We start from the raw sequence: 16361 nt of genomic DNA on the forward strand, positions 1-16361 counted from the left end.
AGGTGAGCAAGCAGGATTACCCGTATCCGAAGGACGAATTCGACGTCCTCGGGCAGGAGCGCGTGCCCCACGGCGTGCACCGTGAGCCCACCCCCCGCTGGCGGGTCTGGCTGCCCTACCTCCTCGTGATCGTGCTCGTGCCGCTGCTCACGTTCGGCGCCGTCAAGTACTTCATGAGTGCGGACGACGCCCCCGCGGCCTCGCCCACGACGACCGCCGCGCCGTCCGCCGACCCGAGCGGTGAGAGCCCCGCGCCGAGCGAGCAGCCCACCGCGACCGAGGGCGGCGAGGAGCCGTCCGAGGAGCCGACCGAGGAGCCGACGACCCCGGAGCTCAACCACGGCGTGGCCGTGCTCGTGCTCAACGGGGCGGGGGTGCAGGGACTGGCCGGGCGCACGACCGACGCCCTGACCGGCCTCGGCTGGACCGCCGCGACCGCCGGTAACTACACGAACTCCGCCCCGGCCGAGACGACGCTGTATTACCACTCGGCCGAACTCGAGCCCGAGGCGCGCGCGATCGGCGAGCAGCTCGGCATCGACAACCTCTCCGAGAGCGCCACGGCGGCCTCCGAGGGCATCGTCATCGTGCTCCGCGCCGGCTTCTCCGCGCCGGCCGCCTGAGCGCGTCGCCGCCCCCTATGGTTGATGCCATGGCGAGGGCGAGCGTGGACGTGGTCGTGGTCGGCTCCGGACCGAACGGGTTGGCGGCGGCCGTGACGATGGCGCGCGCCGGCCTGGGCGTGCAGGTGGTCGAGGCGCAGCCGAGCATCGGCGGCGGCGCGCGCACCCTCGACCTCGGCCTGACCGGCGTCGGCCTCGAGCACGACGTCTGCTCGGCCGTGCACCCGCTCGCCCTCGCGAGCCCGTTCCTCGCCGAGTTCGACGTGCCCGCCCGCGGCGTCGAGATCGTCGTGCCCGAGCTCTCCTACGCCCAGCCTCTGGACGGCGCCCGGGCGGGTCTGGCGTGGCACGACCTCGAGCGCACGGTCGCCGAGCTGCCCCGGGGCGAGGGGGCCGACTGGCGCCGCCTGCTCGAACCGCTCGTGCGGCACGCGGAGGCGGTGATCGAGCTGTCCCTCTCCGACAAGCGCTCCGTGCCCGCCTCGCTGCTCACCCCGAGCGGGATCGCCGGATCGGTCGCCTTCGGCCGCGCCGTGCTCGGCCAGGGGACCCGCGCCTGGGACCGGGCGCTCCCGGGCGAGACGAGCGCGGCGCTCCTGACCGGGGTCGGGGCGCACGCCATCGCCCGGATGCCCTCGCTCGCCTCCGCCGGCACGGCCATCATGCTCGCCACCCTCGCCCACACCGTCGGCTGGGGACTGCCCGTGGGCGGGTCGCAGGCGATCATCGACGCGCTCGTGCGCGATCTGCGCGCCCACGGCGGAACCGTGCAGGCCGACACGCCGATCACGCACTGGTCGCAGCTGCCGCGCGCACGGGCCTACCTGTTCGACACGACCCCGCGGGCCCTCGTGGACATCTGGGGCGATCGGATGCCGGCCCGCGCGGCCCGGGCGCTGGGCCGGTTCAAGTACGGAGCGGCGGCCGCGAAGGTCGACTTCGTGCTCTCGGAGCCGGTGCCGTGGGCCGTGGCGGAGATCGGCCGGACCGGCACGGTGCACGTCGGGGGCACGCGCGCGCAGATGGCCCTGGCCGAGGCCGAGATCAACGCCGGCCGGCACGCCTCCGCGCCGATGGTGCTCGCCTCCGAGCCCGCCCAGGTGGTCGCCTCCCGGCGGGTCGGCGGCCTCGCGCCGCTGTGGACCTACGCCCACGTGCCCGCGGGATCGACCCGCGACATGACCGAGGACATCACCCGCCGACTCGAGCAGTTCGCGCCGGGGTTCCGCGACGTCGTGGTGGCCTCCCGGTGCATCCCCGCCGCCCGGATGCACGAGCACAACGCGAACTACATCGGCGGGGACATCGCCGCCGGGGCGATCGACATCGCCGCGATGGTCGCCCGGCCCACACCGTGGCTCAACCCCTATTCCGGGGCGATCCCCGGTGTCTACCTGTGCTCCTCCTCGACCCCGCCGGCGCCGGGCGTGCACGGCATGAACGGCTGGCACGCGGCCCGACGGGCGCTGTCGCAGCGGTTCGGGATCCGGCGGATGCCGAGCCTGGCGCCGGGCAGCTGAGAGGCTCCACGCCACGGATAGAGGTCGATGTTCCGTTCGGGGCGACTTTCGAACGATAGCCTCGGTGCCCACGTCTGCCGTCGAGCCGTGGTCACCGACCGTGGCGCCATGGCTCGACCAATACCCCCCCCACGAGTCGGCGACATCGAGGCTAGCCTGAAGCGGCATGGGCAGTAGATCTGCTACCTATCAACGATGAGAGGAAGTATCGCCATGTATGACACCCTCGGTGACAGGACCGGAGCCACCCGTCCTCAGCGGCTGCTTGCGGTCCTGGCAGCCGTCCTCCTGATGCTGACGCTGGGCGTTACTCTGAATGCTCCGAGCGCAGCGGCCTTCGGTACCTGGAATGCTACGCGAAGTTGTGGCGTCAACGAGGTCCACAGTGGACGGGTCGGCGGAGTGTCTCAGGCGACGACGCGCCGCGTGAGTGGATCGTGTGCGGGGCCACTCATGGCCGGTCTGCGTCACCGCTCTGGTCTTGGGCTGCCGACAAGTATCCAGTGGAGCACGGGCGACTCAAGCTACGTCTCTCGTATCATGACCGATACAACGACGTCGGGCTACCACAAGGGCTGCCCCACGTGCAATACCACGACGACGTGAAGCGATGCACGTGTGTCGGCCTGGCCATCGCCGCGCTCGGGCTGCTCCTCGGCTGCTCCTCCGTTCAGGGGGGCCAAGTGGCCGAGGAGCGCTTCGATGCGCTCCTCGCTGAGGCCGAAGCGAGCGGTGCGGGTGAAGCGCAGTTGGCGGCGATGAGCGATGGTGTCGTCACGACAACCGAGTACGAAGATGCTCTCGACCGCTACCTTCAGTGCACGGCTCTTCATGGAATTGAGCACAGTGATCCTGTTCTCAATCCGGTCAATAATCTCATTTACACGTTTACTGAGACTTCGTGGGTCTACGACGATGAAGAATTGGCTGAATTGACGCTGGGTTGCAGAGTCCAGGAACTCGTGTACCTGGAGTTGGGGTATCGGTACAGTGAGCCGGCATCGATGGATGAGGCGCTGCTCGATGGTGCACGAGAGTGCCTGCAACAGTCCGGGTGGGAGTTCACGGGCGATGAGCGGAATTTCGATGATCTGGTCGCAGTTGGAGGCGAAGGCTCCCAGGACGGGGTCACGGACTGCCTGGTTCCCGTCTGGCTCGAGCTCTATCCAGAGGAGTCGCTCTCGGTTCCGTGAGTCGGGGCAAGTCCGTGTGCGACAACAGTTCGAAGCTACCGGCACCCGGCCGTGCGGGCCCAGCCGGACAGTTGACGGCCCATCCATGTGGTGCCATCGGCCGGTATGGTCAGGGGATATTGACGGCCTGACGGCGGGAGGTTGACCAGTCGATGGAGAAGTCGGATTCTCGAGTCGGTCGGACCGTCTTTCTGGCTGCCTTGGTGGTGTGGCTGCTGGCCCCGGTCGTGTTGATCGCGGTGGTGCAGGCACATCAACAACGGGTGGTGCTTGTACAGACACCGGAGGTGTTGGCGCCGGTGACGGCGAGCGTTGAGTCCGCCGGCGCGGTCGAGATCGCGATCGACTGGGGCAGGCAGGTGCGCCTGATCGCTCCCGGCTGGTCCGGGACGGTGGAGCAGGTACACGTCGAGCCCGGCGACCGGATCGAGGATGGGTCGCCTGTGATCACGATCGATGGAATCGAGCGGCGGGCGGCATTGACTCCGCGTCCGTTCACCCGTCCGCTGTCGATCGGCGATCGTGGCGCGGATGTCCGGATGCTGCATGAATGGCTGGCCGAGTCCGGGTACCCGGGTGCTGAGGGAGAGGTGTTCACTGCCGGGACGATGGAGCGTGTCCGGGCGCTGGCCGCCGACATCGGTGCGAAGCGGCCGTCGGCCTTCGACTGGACGTGGTTGGTCTATCTGCCGGAGGAGTTCACTGTCGGGTCGGTGGAGGCGCTGGCCGCTGCGCCGGCGCCCGCTGCTGGTGAGGCGGTCGTGCTCGGTGCCGCTGCAATCAAGGACACCCTGATCGTGGAGCCGGGCAGCGTGCCTGAGCGTCAGGCGGGCGAGGAGAATGTGGCGCAGACCGCCTTTGAACAGATCCCGGCCGATGCGGTGGTCACGGTGCCTGTGGGGGCCGAACTGCGCGTGCGGGACGAGCCGGTCGTGGTCGGCGAGGACGGTCGGCGACTCGAGAATCCGGATGTGCTGGAGCGGGTCCCCTCGGGCGCGGCGTCGGTGCCCGCTGTTTTGGTATACAGAGATGACGAGGCACTCATGCTGCCCTCGGCGGCGGTCTGGGTCGGCGCAGGGGCCGACACATGCGTGTTGCGGGTCGAAGGTGACGAGCGGGTGACGGTCTCGGTTACTGTCGCTTCGGGAGCCAATGGCCAGGCACTGGTGACGGGAGATCTGAGCGTTGGAGATCGGGTGGTGCTGGCGCCGCCTGCCGCAGTGAGGGGGTCCTGTTGAGCAGTGCGCTGGTGCGGCTGAGGCAGGTGACCAAGTCCTTCGGTAGCCGTCAGGTGCTGACCGGGCTCGATCTGGAGATCCGGCCGGCCCACTCGGTCGCCTTGCTGGGGCCTTCCGGGGCAGGCAAGTCGACGCTGCTATCGATCATCGCCGGTCTCTTGGCTCCTGATGGTGGCTCGATCGAGAGAGCGCCCGGGGTGGAGACGGTCTGGATCGTTCAAAATGCACCGATGTTGAACCGGCGCTCGGCGTTGGAGAACATCATGGTCGGCGCCTTGTCCTTGGGCGCGGCGGAGGGGGTGGCGCGGTCCAAGGCGAGGGAGGCAATGCAGCGGCTCGGCCTGTCCGACCTGGCTCGCACGCGTGGGCACCGACTCTCCGGCGGTGAACGGCAGCGGGTGGCGGTCGCGCGTGGCCTGCTCGCCGGGGCGAATCTCTTGCTGGTGGATGAACCGACGGCCTCGCTCGACGCCGACTCCAGAGAGCTGGTGCTGCGGGCTATCCATGGGGCCGTGGCCGCCTCGTGTGCGGCTGTAGTGGCTACACACGATGACGAGGTGGCCCGCTCCTGCGATGAACAGATCCGGCTCAGGGATGGACGAGTGACGTGAGCCGTGACGGCGCCCGCGGCGCACGGTGGCGCACTCGCCAGGTCGTCCGCGAGGCCGTGTGGGACCTGTGCGCGGCACGAGTCCAGAGCGGCATCATGGCTTTGACCGCCTTGCTGAGCGCAGCGGTCATGGTCTTCGTCGCCACTCTCACTCTGGCCGGCATCGCCGCACGTGAGGATGTCGCCTACTGGAACGGCCGGGACGTGGTGGAGGTGGTGTTCAACGAAGGGCGTTGGGATGTGGCTCGGTGCGAGCAGTTGAACGCGGTGACCGGAGTCGCCTCGGCCGGGGCGGTGCTGGATGGTCGAAACATCACGATCGTCACCGAACCGGCGAGTCGGTATTCGATCGAACGAGTGACGCCTGGATACCTGCACGTCGTGTTCCCGGACCTGGAGTTTCACGGGGAACCAGGCCTAGTCGCCGGGCCCCTCGTGGCCGAGCGCTTCGGGCTCGTCCGTGGCGGTGATATCGCCGTACGCGAGGCCACTGGCCTTCCTCGGGTGCTCCCGGTCAGCGCCGTGGCTCAGCCGTCGGCGCGTGCCGACGGGCAGGCACGCCGTCTGTTCGAGGTGATGCCTGCTACCGGGGTGGCCGCCGGCTGCCTGGTGTCCCCCGAACGCGGGGCCATGGCACAAGTGCAGGCATTGCTCACGGATTGGTGGCCCGCACCGGCACGGGCCATCACGTTCCCAGTCGAGGACACCGGCTCTGGCCGAACCCCGCAGCAAGAGCTCGGCTCCTCCTGGGCACACCTCGGTTGGCTTGCCACAGTGCCCGTGCTCGCGATCTTCCTGGTGCTCGCGTGGTCGAGGCGTTCTGAGATCGCCCTCTATCGGTTGCACCGGCTCACCCGCGCCCAGGCTCTCCTCATGCACGCCGTCACGGTCCTGTTCGTAGTGTTGCTGCCATGGCAGGCAGGCACCGCGGTGGGGCTGGCGGCCTTCATCCTGGTGGACGGGGGCACTCTGCTCACCCCCGTATTGATACCTGTGCTGGCGCAGTCGCTCATCATGTTGGCCCTCGGCCCGCCATTGGCCTGGCTGCTCACCGCTCGCACCCTGGCCGCGATCCGCGGCGCCTGAGGATACGATCGGCGATCGGCCCACCCTCTCCGGGGCGCGGTGTGCCGGAAGAATTCGAGGGCCGGGCGAGACGTCCTCTAAGCCGGGGCGACCTCGCTGCGGCGCCCGATGCGCCGACGCAGCCAGGCCGGGATCCGCTCGAGCGGCAGGAACGCCGCCCAGCACACGACCGTGGGCAGGAAGTGGATCCCCAGCGCGAGGTACGTGGCCAGGTGGAACAGCACGAACGTGGCCACGAGCGCGTAGAGCCACTTGCCCCGCAGGAACAGCACGACCGGGGAACAGAACTCGAGCAGGAGCAGCGCCCACTGCCCCACGATGAGCAGCCACGGGAAGTCGAGGGTCCAGCGGATGAGGTCCGATCCGCGGCGCATGATCGCCCAGACGAACACCGCCCCGTTCGCCCACACCCACGGCGTGCCCGAGCGGGTCCACTTGCTGATCGCCGAGCCGAAGTAGGTGAGGATCGTGAACACCTGCACGACGCGCAGCACCCAACCGGCGCGCTCGCTCGAGCCGGTGTCGCCGAAGCGGGCCACCCCGACCGTGGGCAGCACGAGCACCGCGACCATGAGCGCCATGTGATCGTGGCTCACGTAGGAGAAGCCCTGGGAGTTGAGCATCCAGAGCCAGAACCCCAGGCCGGCGACCCAGCCGGCGGTGCGCTGGAAGGCGCCGATCGCCGCGCAGACCGAGGCGAGTGTCACGACCCAGAAGAGCACCTGACCGCCCGTGACGCCGAGCGTCGGCAGCTGCAGGATCCGGGCCACGAGCGTGGGCTGGTACAGCTCCGGAACGTAGCCGTGCGGCACGACGTCCGTCGCGACGTAGAGCATGTCGAAGATGAGGAAGAGGTAGACGAGGGTGCGCAGCACGGCCACACGTGCGAGCGGCATCGGCTTGAACCACCAGCCGCTCACGGCCGAGCCGGCCCGGGCGAGGGCGCTCATCCGGCGTGCCATTCCACGAGGATCTCCACGGTGGGTTCGCCGTCGGCCTCGCCGTCCCGCAGCTGCTGGGTCGAACGCTTGAGGTAGAGCGCCTCGGGCAGTGGCCTGCCCGGGTTGAGCTGCGCGTAGGAGCGGGCGAAGACGCCGAGCAGCTCCGGATCGTCGATGAAGCGCTGCAACTGGCCCTCGACCTCGGCCCGCCCGGTCCCGACCACGTGCTCACTCAGAGCGACGTGGCGATCCTCGGCGTCGGGGAAGTCGGCGCGCAGGGTGACCGAGCGGACGGTGCCGTCGAGATCGCGCGGCGTGGCGTACTGCGACAGCGAGCCGAGTGGGAACCAGTCGTTCGTGTCCACGATCTGCCCGGCGGCGAGCACCGCGAGGGCGGCGAACGTCGCCGTGAGCCGCCACGCCTTCGAGAAGGGTCGCAGCGGCCGGGAGGCACGGTCGGGCGGAGGGGCGTCGTTGCCGGAGTCCTGCGACTCGGTCGTCGGCGGCGTACTCATATCTCGTAATGCTCTCACGGGCCCCCGAAGTTACGGCGTGGGGGCGCGGCATCGGCGAGTCGGCGGCCGGCGGGTGGGCCCGGGGCCCAGGACGCGGGGCCGCGCATGAGCCGGATCACAGCCCGGCCGGTGTCGCCTTGCACTCTCGGGCCTTGAGTGCCAATAATGGGGTTAGCACTCTCGCCATGAGAGTGACAGTCGCACATCTGGCCAGTAGGGCGAGGCGGATCCGAGGCGCGGGACGTGACCGCGGTGAGGGACCGTCGTCCGTCGCGGGCGTTCTGCCGGCCGTTCAATGCCAGTACCGGAGGATCAAAACCCGACATGGCCAAGATCATTGCCTTCGATGAGGAGGCCCGCCGCGGTATGGAGCGTGGACTGAACGTCCTCGCCGACACCGTGAAGGTCACCCTCGGCCCCAAGGGCCGCAACGTGGTTCTCGAGAAGAAGTGGGGCGCCCCCACGATCACCAACGATGGTGTGTCCATCGCCAAGGAGATCGAACTCGAAGAGCCGTTCGAGAAGATCGGTGCCGAGCTCGTCAAGGAGGTCGCCAAGAAGACGGACGACGTCGCGGGCGACGGCACCACCACCGCCACCGTGCTCGCCCAGGCGCTCGTGCGTGAAGGCCTGCGCAACGTGGCCGCCGGTGCGAACCCGGTCGCGCTCAAGCGCGGTATCGAGAAGGCCGTCGAGGCCGTGACCGAGAAGCTCTTCGCGCAGGCCAAGGAGGTCGAGACCAAGGAGCAGATCGCCGCCACCGCCGCGATCTCCGCCGGCGACGACCAGATCGGTCAGCTCATCGCCGAAGCCCTCGACAAGGTCGGCAAGGAGGGCGTCGTCACCGTCGAGGAGTCGAACGCCCTGGGCCTCGAGCTCGAACTGACGGAGGGTATGCGCTTCGACAAGGGCTACCTGTCCGCCTACTTCGTCACCGACGCCGAGCGCCAGGAAGCCGTGCTCGAGGACGCCTACGTGCTCCTCGTCGAGGGCAAGATCTCGAACGTCAAGGACATGCTCCCGCTGCTCGAGAAGGTCATGCAGTCGGGCAAGTCGCTGTTCATCATCGCCGAGGACGTCGAGGGCGAAGCCCTGGCCACCCTCGTCGTGAACAAGATCCGCGGCCTGTTCAAGTCCGTCGCCGTCAAGGCCCCGGGCTTCGGCGACCGCCGCAAGGCCATGCTGCAGGACATCGCGATCCTCACCGGCGGCCAGGTCATCTCCGAGACCGTCGGTCTCAAGCTGGAGAACGCCGACCTGTCGCTGCTGGGCACGGCCCGCAAGGTCGTCGTGACCAAGGACGAGACCACGATCGTCGAGGGTGCCGGCGACGCCGAGCAGATCGCCGGCCGGGTCTCGCAGATCCGCGCCGAGATCGACAACTCGGACTCGGACTACGACCGCGAGAAGCTCCAGGAGCGCCTCGCGAAGCTGGCCGGCGGCGTGGCCGTCATCAAGGCCGGTGCCGCGACCGAGGTCGAGCTCAAGGAGCGCAAGCACCGCATCGAGGATGCCGTGCGCAACGCGAAGGCCGCCGTGGAGGAGGGCATCGTCGCCGGTGGTGGCGTGGCGCTCATCCAGGCGTCCAAGGAGGCCTTCGAGGTGCTCGAGCTCGACGGTGACGAGGCGACCGGCGCGAACATCGTTCGCGTCGCCGTCGACGCGCCGCTCAAGCAGATCGCGGTGAACGCCGGCCTCGAGGGCGGCGTCGTCGTGGAGAAGGTGCGTCACCTCGAGCCCAACCACGGCCTCAACGCCGCGACCGGTGTGTACGAGGACCTCCTCGCCGCCGGCGTGAACGACCCGGTCAAGGTGACCCGTTCCGCTCTGCAGAACGCGGCCTCGATCGCGGCCATGTTCCTCACCACCGAGGCCATCGTGGCCGACAAGCCGGAGCCAGCCCCGGCCGCCGGCGGTGGCGAGCCCGACATGGGTGGCATGGGCTTCTAGTCCAGCCGCAGCAGCGCCGTCCTCGGCCCCGGAACCGACCTGGTCGGTTCCGGGGCCGAGGTGTCTTCGGGGCCGAGGTGTCTTCGGGGTCAAGGTGTCGTCGGGGGCGTCGGGGGCGTCTGGGGCACCGGCAGGGCAACGGCCGGCGCGGCCCGGCCGCTCGGCGCCGCCCCGTGGTCAGTCGGCGCCGAAGGTGGCGCGTTCGCGGCGCAGGTTCTCCGTGGCGCGCTGCGTCCAGTGCTCTCGCGCCCAATCGGTCCGAAACAGCGGATCGGCTCCGAGGAGGTGATCGAGCACGGCCGCGCGGCCGGCTCGCCACGCCTGTTCCCCGACGTGGGCGTAGTCGGCCCGGACGGCGGCGACATAGCGCGCATAGCCGGCGGCGGGCTCGGCGAGCACCCCGAGGTCCGCGTCGATCAGTAGGGCGGCGTCGCCCCGCAGCTCCGCCTCGAGGCCGGCGGGGATCCGGTGGTCCGTCGTGCACAGCACGAGGTCGGCGACCTGCCGGGCGAGCCGTCCGGCCGGCACATTCTCGGCGAGCATTTGCCGGGCCAGCTCTGCCGAGCGGGCCTCGTCCTGGCCGGGGACGCCGTCGTACACGGCATCGTGGAACCAGGCGGCCAGGCGCACCCGCCGGCTCGGCGCAGGGGCGCGCTCTCCGGCCGCCTGCAGTCCCGGGGTGCCGCGCCGGGTGAGATCGTCGAGCCGGCGCAGCACCGCGAGCAGGTGCGCCGGGCCGTGGTAGTGCCGGTGTTCCTCGTTCCAGCGGCCGAGCAGGTGCTCGCCGAGGTCGGGCCGGTCCGGCCACAGGTCGAGCCAGCGTCGTTCGAGCGCCGGGAGCGCGCCGCCGGCCCGGGCATGAGCCGGCACGCGCAGCCCGCTGGCACGCAGCGCGCGGATCAGCTCGCGCCCGTCGACCGCCCGTGCGCCGAGCTCGATGAGCTCACGGTAGCGGGCCGAGGGAACGTCGTAGTGATCCTCGTCGAACGCCCGTCCCGGCACCCCGGCCCGCCGCGCGAACTCGTGCAGCTCGGTCAGCGAGGAATCCGAGACCAGGTGCGAGAACGACGTGCCGTGCGCCGGCCACATGGGTGGGTCGATGAGGATCGCCATGGGCCTCACAGTACGGCGCGTTCTGCCCGGCGCCTCCGCCGCGATGGACGATCCGCACGGGTCGGCACGGGTCGGCACGGGTCGGCACGGGTGGGCACGGGTCGGCACGGGTGGGCACGGGTGGGCACAGGCGAGGCGGGCACAGGCGTTAGTGCAGGAACATCCGCGTGTTCGCCGATTCGGCGTCGTCGTACTGCCGCGCCGAGACGTCGAGCGACGCCGAGAGCGCGTCGAGGGACGATTCGACCTGCTGTTGCGTGAGGCGCCACTGCTGGATCGCCTCCCGGAAGGCGAGTGACGCGGATCCCTGCCAACTCGCCTCGAGACTGAGCAGCAATTGCATCATCGTGGCGACCTCCGCTCGGATCGTGCCGCCGTGATGCCGGGCAGCCAGGGCACCCCGGGCGACCTCGGCGCTGTCTACTTCGAAACGGGCCATCATTCCTCCTTCGGTTGCCGGGAACGATACGAGGGACGAGCACCCGCGTGGTGACCAGGGCCTCTCGGCTGTGGACGGTCCCGCAGCCCGGAGGCCACGTGTGGACGGGCCCTCATCGCGGCGACTGGACGGGCCCCCGCGACGCATCCGGGACGACCGAGCGAGCCTCCGGCGCGCATCGCCGAGGTCGAGCAGGGTCGGAGCGTTGAAATCTCCCGATATTCCGGAGGTTCGGCCCTGGTCGCGGGGGAGAGTGGCGGGCAGGCCCTGGTCGCCGGGAAGAGTGGCGGGCAGGCCCTGGTCGCCGGGAAGAGTGGCGGGCAGGCCCTGGTCGCCGGGGAGAGTGGCGGGCAGGCCCTGGTCGCCGGGGAGAGTGGCGGGCAGGCCCTGGTCGCCGGGGAGAGTGGCGGGCAGGCCCTGGTCGCCGGGGAGAGTGATGGGCAGGCCCTGGTCGCCAGGGTGAGTGGCGGGCAGGCCCTGGTCGCCGGCGTGAGTGACGGTTGGGCCCTGGTCGCCGGAGAACCATGGGGCCGGGGCGCGGGTGGGGGTCAGTCCCGCGGGGGCCGGGTCATCGTGCTGCCCTCGTCGGGGGAGTCCGCGGTCGAGGGCGCCCCGCCCCGCTCGGGAGGGGCGGCCGCGTCCGCGGATCCGGACGGCCCGCGCGCCTCGGCGGACCGCGGCAGGGCGTCGATCCGGCGCAGCTTCGGGCCGAGCGGGCGGCCCTTGGGATAGTCCTTGACCAGGGGCCGGAGCTCCTCGGTGGGGCTCGCGGGCGAGGAGACGGAGCCGGCCGAGCGGGTGTCTGCGCGATCGCGGGGCGTCGCCGGTGAGCCCGGCGAGCCCGGTGAGCCCGAGGGGCCCTGCGATCCCGGCGAACCCTGTGATCCCGAGGGGACCGGTGAGCCCTGCGATCTCGAGGGGACCGGCGAACCCTGCGATCCCGAGGGGCCCTGCGAGCCGGGTGAATCGGTTGAGCCCTGTGCTCCCTGCGAGCCCTGTGATCCGGGAATCCGCGGGATCGAGCCGCTGGGCAGCGGGGCGAACGTACCCGCGGGCCGGTCCGGGTCGCTCCGGCCGGCCCCGGGGCCGGCCCCGGCGAAGAAGGAGCGCTCCGGGTGGGCACCCATCTCCCGGGCCGGTGGCTCCGCCGTGGGCGCCGGTGCGCCGGAGAGCTTCGCGAGTTGGGCCGACACGCGGGCACGCTCGGCCGTGAGGTTCTCCCGTGCCCGCTCCTCCCACGCCTGACCCAGCGGCGACGTGAACAGCTTCGCCCGGCCGAGCAGCTTCTCGATGATCGCGATCCGGGCGCGGAAATAGTCCAGATCCGGCACCTCGGAGTACTCCTCGCGTACCTCCCGGCGGTAGGTCGCGTACTTCTGCGGCTCGACCGCGAGGCCGCCGAGATTCGCATCGCACAGCGCCATCGCATCGAGGTCGCCGTCGGGAACGTGGTGCCGCGCGAGGGCATGGATGAGTTCGACCACCCGCGCGATGCTCTCCTCGGGCACGCCGAGCCCGGTCAGCTCCGAGCGGGCCAGCTGCGAGGAGGCGATCTCGTCGATTCCCCCGCGCCTGCTGTAGACGTGGCTGTCGTCCATCCGGAAGACCGCGCCGTGGTACCAGGCCGCGACCCGCACGAGGTCGGGGCCGTGGGTCTCGGCGGCCAGTTCGTCCACGCGCGCGAGCACGGACACGAGCCGGCGCAGATTGTGATGCTTGCGATCCGGATCGCTCCAGCGCTCGATGAGCCGGCGGCCGGCGGCCTCGATCCGTTCGTCCTCGGCGCTCGCCCCGATGACCGCGAGACTGCGCCTCCACGCTGGTAACAACCACGCCGACGCGTTCATCGCGCCCATACCGTTCACATTCCCTGCTGGCAGACATTGGTGGAAGTCGGCGGTCGAGCCGGCTGAGGTGGTTCCAGCCACAGTCTATGGCGCCGGCACCGCCGATTCGAGGGTTCAGCGTACCCTGGGCGCATGGCTCCCCAGGACCGCATCCGGCCCGTTGTGATCACGGTCTCGACCCGCTGTGCCCACGGCCGGGCGACCGATCGTTCCGGGCCCCGGCTGGTCGAATGCCTCGCCGGCGCGGGCTATCCCGATGCCGACCTCGTGGTCGTCCCCGACGGCGTCGAACCCGTCCGGGCGGCGCTCGGCGCGGCCCTGGGCGGCGGCTCCCGGCTCGTGATCACCACCGGCGGCACGGGCATCACCGCGAGCGACCTCACCCCGGAGGCCACCGAGCCCCTCCTGCACGCCCACCTGCCCGGGATACCCGAGGCGATCCGGCGCGACGCCGCTGCCAGGGCCCCGCACGCCGTCCTCACGCGCGGACTCGCCGGAACCCACGGCGACGCGTTCGTGCTCAACCTGCCCGGCTCGCCCGCCGCGGTCACCGACGCGATGGCCACGGTCGGCCCGCTCCTGCCCCATATCCTCGATCAGCTCCGCGGGGGCACCCATGACTGACTCCCTCGTCCGGCTGAGCAACGAGCCTTTGGACGTCGCAGCTCACCTCGATCACGCGGGTGCGGACTGGGTGGGGGGCGTGGCCTCGTTCATCGGCACCGTGCGCAACCACAGCCCCGACGTCGACGGGGAGGTGGTCCAGCTCGACTACTCGGCGCACCCGAGCGCCGAACGGGTGCTCGCGGAGATCGTGGCCGAGGTGACGGCCGCCCACCCGGGGGTGCGGCTCGCGGTGAGCCACCGGATCGGCACCCTGTACATCGGGGATCTCGCGATCGTCGTGGCCGCGGGAAGCAGCCACCGGGCCGAGGCGTTTGCGGCCTGCCGGGAAGCGGTGGAGACTGTCAAGAAGAAGTTGCCGGTCTGGAAGCGGCAAGTTCTCACCGATGGAAGCTACGTATGGGTGGGATCAGCATGAGCGTGAACGTGTCACCGGAACTGCGCGGGCCGCTGGCCGATCGGTTCGGACGGGTCCATCGGGACCTGCGCATCTCCCTGACCGACGTGTGCAACCTGCGCTGCACCTACTGCATGCCGGCCGAGGGCGTGCCCTGGCTGGCGCGGGCGAACATCCTCACGACCGACGAACTGGTGCGCACGGCCGAGATCGCCGCGGCGCTCGGGATCGTCGAGGTGCGCCTGACCGGCGGCGAGCCGCTGCTGCGCCCGGACGTGGTCGACGTCGTGGGGCGCATGGCGGCGATCGAGGGCGAGGACGGTCCGCTCGAGGTCTCGATGACCACGAACGCGCTGCGGCTGACCAAGCTCGCGCCGGCGCTGCGTGAGGCCGGCCTCGCGCGCGTGAACATCAGTCTCGACACGCTCCATCCCGAACGGTTCCAGCAGCTCACCCGCCGCGACCGGTTCGACGACACGCTCGCCGGCATCGAGGCGGCCGTCGCGGCCGGATTCGCCCCGCTCAAGTTCAACGCCGTGGCGATGCGCGGGGTGAACGAGGACGAGCTGGTCGATCTCGTGCGGTTCGCGCTCTCGAAGGGCGGGCAGATGCGCTTCATCGAACAGATGCCGCTCGACGCCGGCCACATCTGGTCGCGGGAGACCATGGTCACCGGCGAGGAGATCCTCGCCCAGCTCGAGACCGCCTTCACCCTCACCGAGGCGCCCGGGCGCGGGGCCGCGCCCGCCGAGAAGTTCCTTGTGGACGGCGGACCGGGCACCGTGGGCGTCATCCGTTCCGTCACGCGGCCGTTCTGCGGCACGTGCGACCGGGTGCGGCTGACCGCCGACGGCCAGCTGCGCAACTGCCTGTTCGCCCGCACCGAATCCGATCTGCTCGGCGTGATCCGCGGCGGCGGCGACGACGACGACATCGCCCGGCTCATGCACACGTGCATCGCGGGCAAGCTGCCCGGCCACGGGATCGACGATCCGGGATTCCTGCAGCCGGACCGGCCCATGTCGGCCATCGGCGGCTGACCCCGCGGCGACGGGCCCGCCGCGAGCGGAGCCGGCGCACGAACGACGCCGACCAAGGCGTCCGGCGAACCGCTCCGAGCGCGCCGGGAACGATGGTCCCGGACGGTCGACACTGGTCTAGCATCCTGCGTGTGAGCGACGACCGCGGCACCGCCCCGCGCCTGGCGGGTGAACGCCGGGAGGCGATCGCCGCGCTCGCCCGCATGCACGGCGTCGTCCGGGTGAGCGAGCTCGCCGACCGCTACGGGGTCTCGCACGTGACGATCCGCCGGGACATCTCCGCGCTCGTCGACCGCGGCGCACTCACACGGATCCACGGCGGGGCCCGGTCGACGGCGGGGATGGTCCGCGCGGCGGCCGGCGACGATCAGGTGCGCATCGGGGTGATCCTGCCCGCGTCCCGATACTACTTCCGGGAACTGCTCGAGGGAATCCGGGAGGGGGCCGCCCGCGCCGGGATCGCGGTCGTCCTCGCGATCAGCGAATACGACGACGGCGAGGAGCGGCGCCTGTTCGAGCGGATGCTCCGCGCGAAGGTCGCCGGTGTGCTGCTCGCGACCGCGGCGGCCGAGCCCGAGACGGGCTGGCTCGACTCCTCGCCCGTGCCCGTCGTCCTGGTCGAGCGGGCGGGGCCCGCCTTCGACCATGCCCGCTCGGATCACGAGGACGGCGCCCGGATCGCGGTCGCGCACCTGGTCGCGCGCGGGCATGAACGCATCATGCTCGCCGCGTGCTCCACCACGCCGACCGCGGCCCGGCTCCTGGCCGGATACCGGGCCGAACTCGCCGCCGCCGGGCGGGACCTCCTCGAGCCCTTCGACCTGCCCGGCGAGGACGCCTCCCCGACCGGCCGCCGGGCCCGCCTGCACGACCTGCTGCGCGCGTGCGCGCAGCAGCGGGCGAGCGCCCTCATCCTGCACCCCGAGGGGTTCGCCCTCCCGCTGCTCGAGGCCGCCGAGGATCGCGCGGTCGCCGTTCCCGCAGACCTGGCCCTCGTGACCTATGACGACGAGCTTGCGGAGTTCGCCTCGATCCCGCTCACGGCCGTTCAGCCGCCGAAGCGCGACGTCGGCTCCATCGCCGTCGACGTGCTCGTGCGGCGCCTCACGCGCCCCGGCGTCGCGCGTCAGCGGGTCACCCTGCTCCCGCGGCTCGTCGTGCGGGAGTCGAGCTGACCCGGCATGAACGGTTGTGTGCGGTTGTGCCCGATCGGTGGACCCCCGCC

16 protein-coding genes are annotated in these 16361 nt (G+C 70.9%); 11 read left to right on the plus strand and 5 right to left on the minus strand.

Translation table 11 applies throughout. The features are described from left to right. The first annotated feature begins 2 nt into the window (after positions 1-2). The 6 genes from GCG21_RS00285 (at position 3) to GCG21_RS00310 (ending at position 6270) form a co-directional block, all read left to right on the plus strand. A complete protein-coding gene (locus GCG21_RS00285; RefSeq protein WP_152817245.1) occupies positions 3-623 on the plus strand; it encodes a LytR C-terminal domain-containing protein in 621 nt (206 codons plus the stop codon). 29 nt (positions 624-652) lie between these two features. After that, positions 653-2143, plus strand: coding sequence for an NAD(P)/FAD-dependent oxidoreductase (locus GCG21_RS00290; RefSeq protein ID WP_152817247.1), 1491 nt, complete (start codon positions 653-655; stop codon positions 2141-2143). A gap of 584 nt (positions 2144-2727) precedes the next feature. Further along, entirely contained in the window at positions 2728-3336 is a 609-nt protein-coding gene (locus tag GCG21_RS00295) for a hypothetical protein (RefSeq protein WP_152817248.1), read from the plus strand. A gap of 152 nt (positions 3337-3488) precedes the next feature. Next, a complete protein-coding gene (locus GCG21_RS00300) occupies positions 3489-4574 on the plus strand; it encodes a hypothetical protein (protein WP_152817250.1) in 1086 nt (361 codons plus the stop codon). Then, complete coding sequence (locus GCG21_RS00305) at positions 4571-5185, plus strand: ATP-binding cassette domain-containing protein (protein WP_194164858.1); 615 nt, start codon at positions 4571-4573, stop codon at positions 5183-5185. Before GCG21_RS00300 ends, GCG21_RS00305 begins: the two co-directional genes overlap by 4 nt. Next, positions 5182-6270 (plus strand): hypothetical protein, encoded by a 1089-nt coding sequence (locus GCG21_RS00310; RefSeq protein WP_152817255.1) that lies wholly within the window; start codon positions 5182-5184, stop codon positions 6268-6270. Before GCG21_RS00305 ends, GCG21_RS00310 begins: the two co-directional genes overlap by 4 nt. A 77-nt stretch (positions 6271-6347) precedes the next feature. On the opposite strand, the gene GCG21_RS00315 is transcribed toward GCG21_RS00310, so the two are convergent. Then, on the minus strand, positions 6348-7220 hold the full coding sequence (locus tag GCG21_RS00315) for a hypothetical protein (RefSeq protein ID WP_227992835.1): 873 nt from the start codon (positions 7218-7220) through the stop codon (positions 6348-6350). After that, positions 7217-7726 (minus strand): hypothetical protein, encoded by a 510-nt coding sequence (locus GCG21_RS00320; RefSeq protein WP_152817259.1) that lies wholly within the window; start codon positions 7724-7726, stop codon positions 7217-7219. The genes GCG21_RS00315 and GCG21_RS00320 overlap by 4 nt, the downstream gene beginning before the upstream one ends. 324 nt (positions 7727-8050) lie before the next feature. On the opposite strand from GCG21_RS00320, the gene groL reads away from it, so the two are divergent. Then, positions 8051-9676: a chaperonin GroEL gene (groL, locus tag GCG21_RS00325; protein WP_152817261.1), complete on the plus strand. Its 1626-nt coding sequence runs from the start codon at positions 8051-8053 to the stop codon at positions 9674-9676. Positions 9677-9853: 177 nt separating this feature from the next. Here groL and GCG21_RS00330 read toward each other — a convergent pair whose 3' ends face one another. From GCG21_RS00330 to GCG21_RS00340, 3 genes are all read right to left on the minus strand, one after another. Further along, entirely contained in the window at positions 9854-10789 is a 936-nt protein-coding gene (locus GCG21_RS00330; protein WP_152817263.1) for a DUF4031 domain-containing protein, read from the minus strand. Positions 10790-10937: 148 nt separating this feature from the next. Beyond that, entirely contained in the window at positions 10938-11228 is a 291-nt protein-coding gene (locus GCG21_RS00335; RefSeq protein WP_152817265.1) for a WXG100 family type VII secretion target, read from the minus strand. Between the two features lie 548 nt (positions 11229-11776). Further along, positions 11777-13084: a hypothetical protein gene (locus GCG21_RS00340; RefSeq protein WP_152817267.1), complete on the minus strand. Its 1308-nt coding sequence runs from the start codon at positions 13082-13084 to the stop codon at positions 11777-11779. 123 nt (positions 13085-13207) lie between these two features. Between GCG21_RS00340 and GCG21_RS00345 the strand changes: the two genes are divergently transcribed. The 4 genes from GCG21_RS00345 to GCG21_RS00360 all read left to right on the plus strand — a co-directional run bounded on the left by GCG21_RS00345 (position 13208) and on the right by GCG21_RS00360 (position 16311). Further along, a complete protein-coding gene (locus tag GCG21_RS00345; protein WP_152817269.1) occupies positions 13208-13699 on the plus strand; it encodes a MogA/MoaB family molybdenum cofactor biosynthesis protein in 492 nt (163 codons plus the stop codon). Continuing rightward, a complete protein-coding gene (locus tag GCG21_RS00350) occupies positions 13692-14117 on the plus strand; it encodes a molybdenum cofactor biosynthesis protein MoaE (RefSeq protein ID WP_152817270.1) in 426 nt (141 codons plus the stop codon). Before GCG21_RS00345 ends, GCG21_RS00350 begins: the two co-directional genes overlap by 8 nt. Next, positions 14114-15136 (plus strand): GTP 3',8-cyclase MoaA, encoded by a 1023-nt coding sequence (moaA, locus tag GCG21_RS00355; protein WP_227992837.1) that lies wholly within the window; start codon positions 14114-14116, stop codon positions 15134-15136. The genes GCG21_RS00350 and moaA overlap by 4 nt, the downstream gene beginning before the upstream one ends. 131 nt (positions 15137-15267) lie before the next feature. Continuing rightward, on the plus strand, positions 15268-16311 hold the full coding sequence (locus GCG21_RS00360; protein WP_194164859.1) for a substrate-binding domain-containing protein: 1044 nt from the start codon (positions 15268-15270) through the stop codon (positions 16309-16311). Positions 16312-16361: the final 50 nt, after the last annotated feature.

This window comes from Pseudactinotalea sp. HY160 (assembly GCF_009372055.1).
Taxonomy (GTDB): domain Bacteria; phylum Actinomycetota; class Actinomycetes; order Actinomycetales; family Beutenbergiaceae; genus HY158.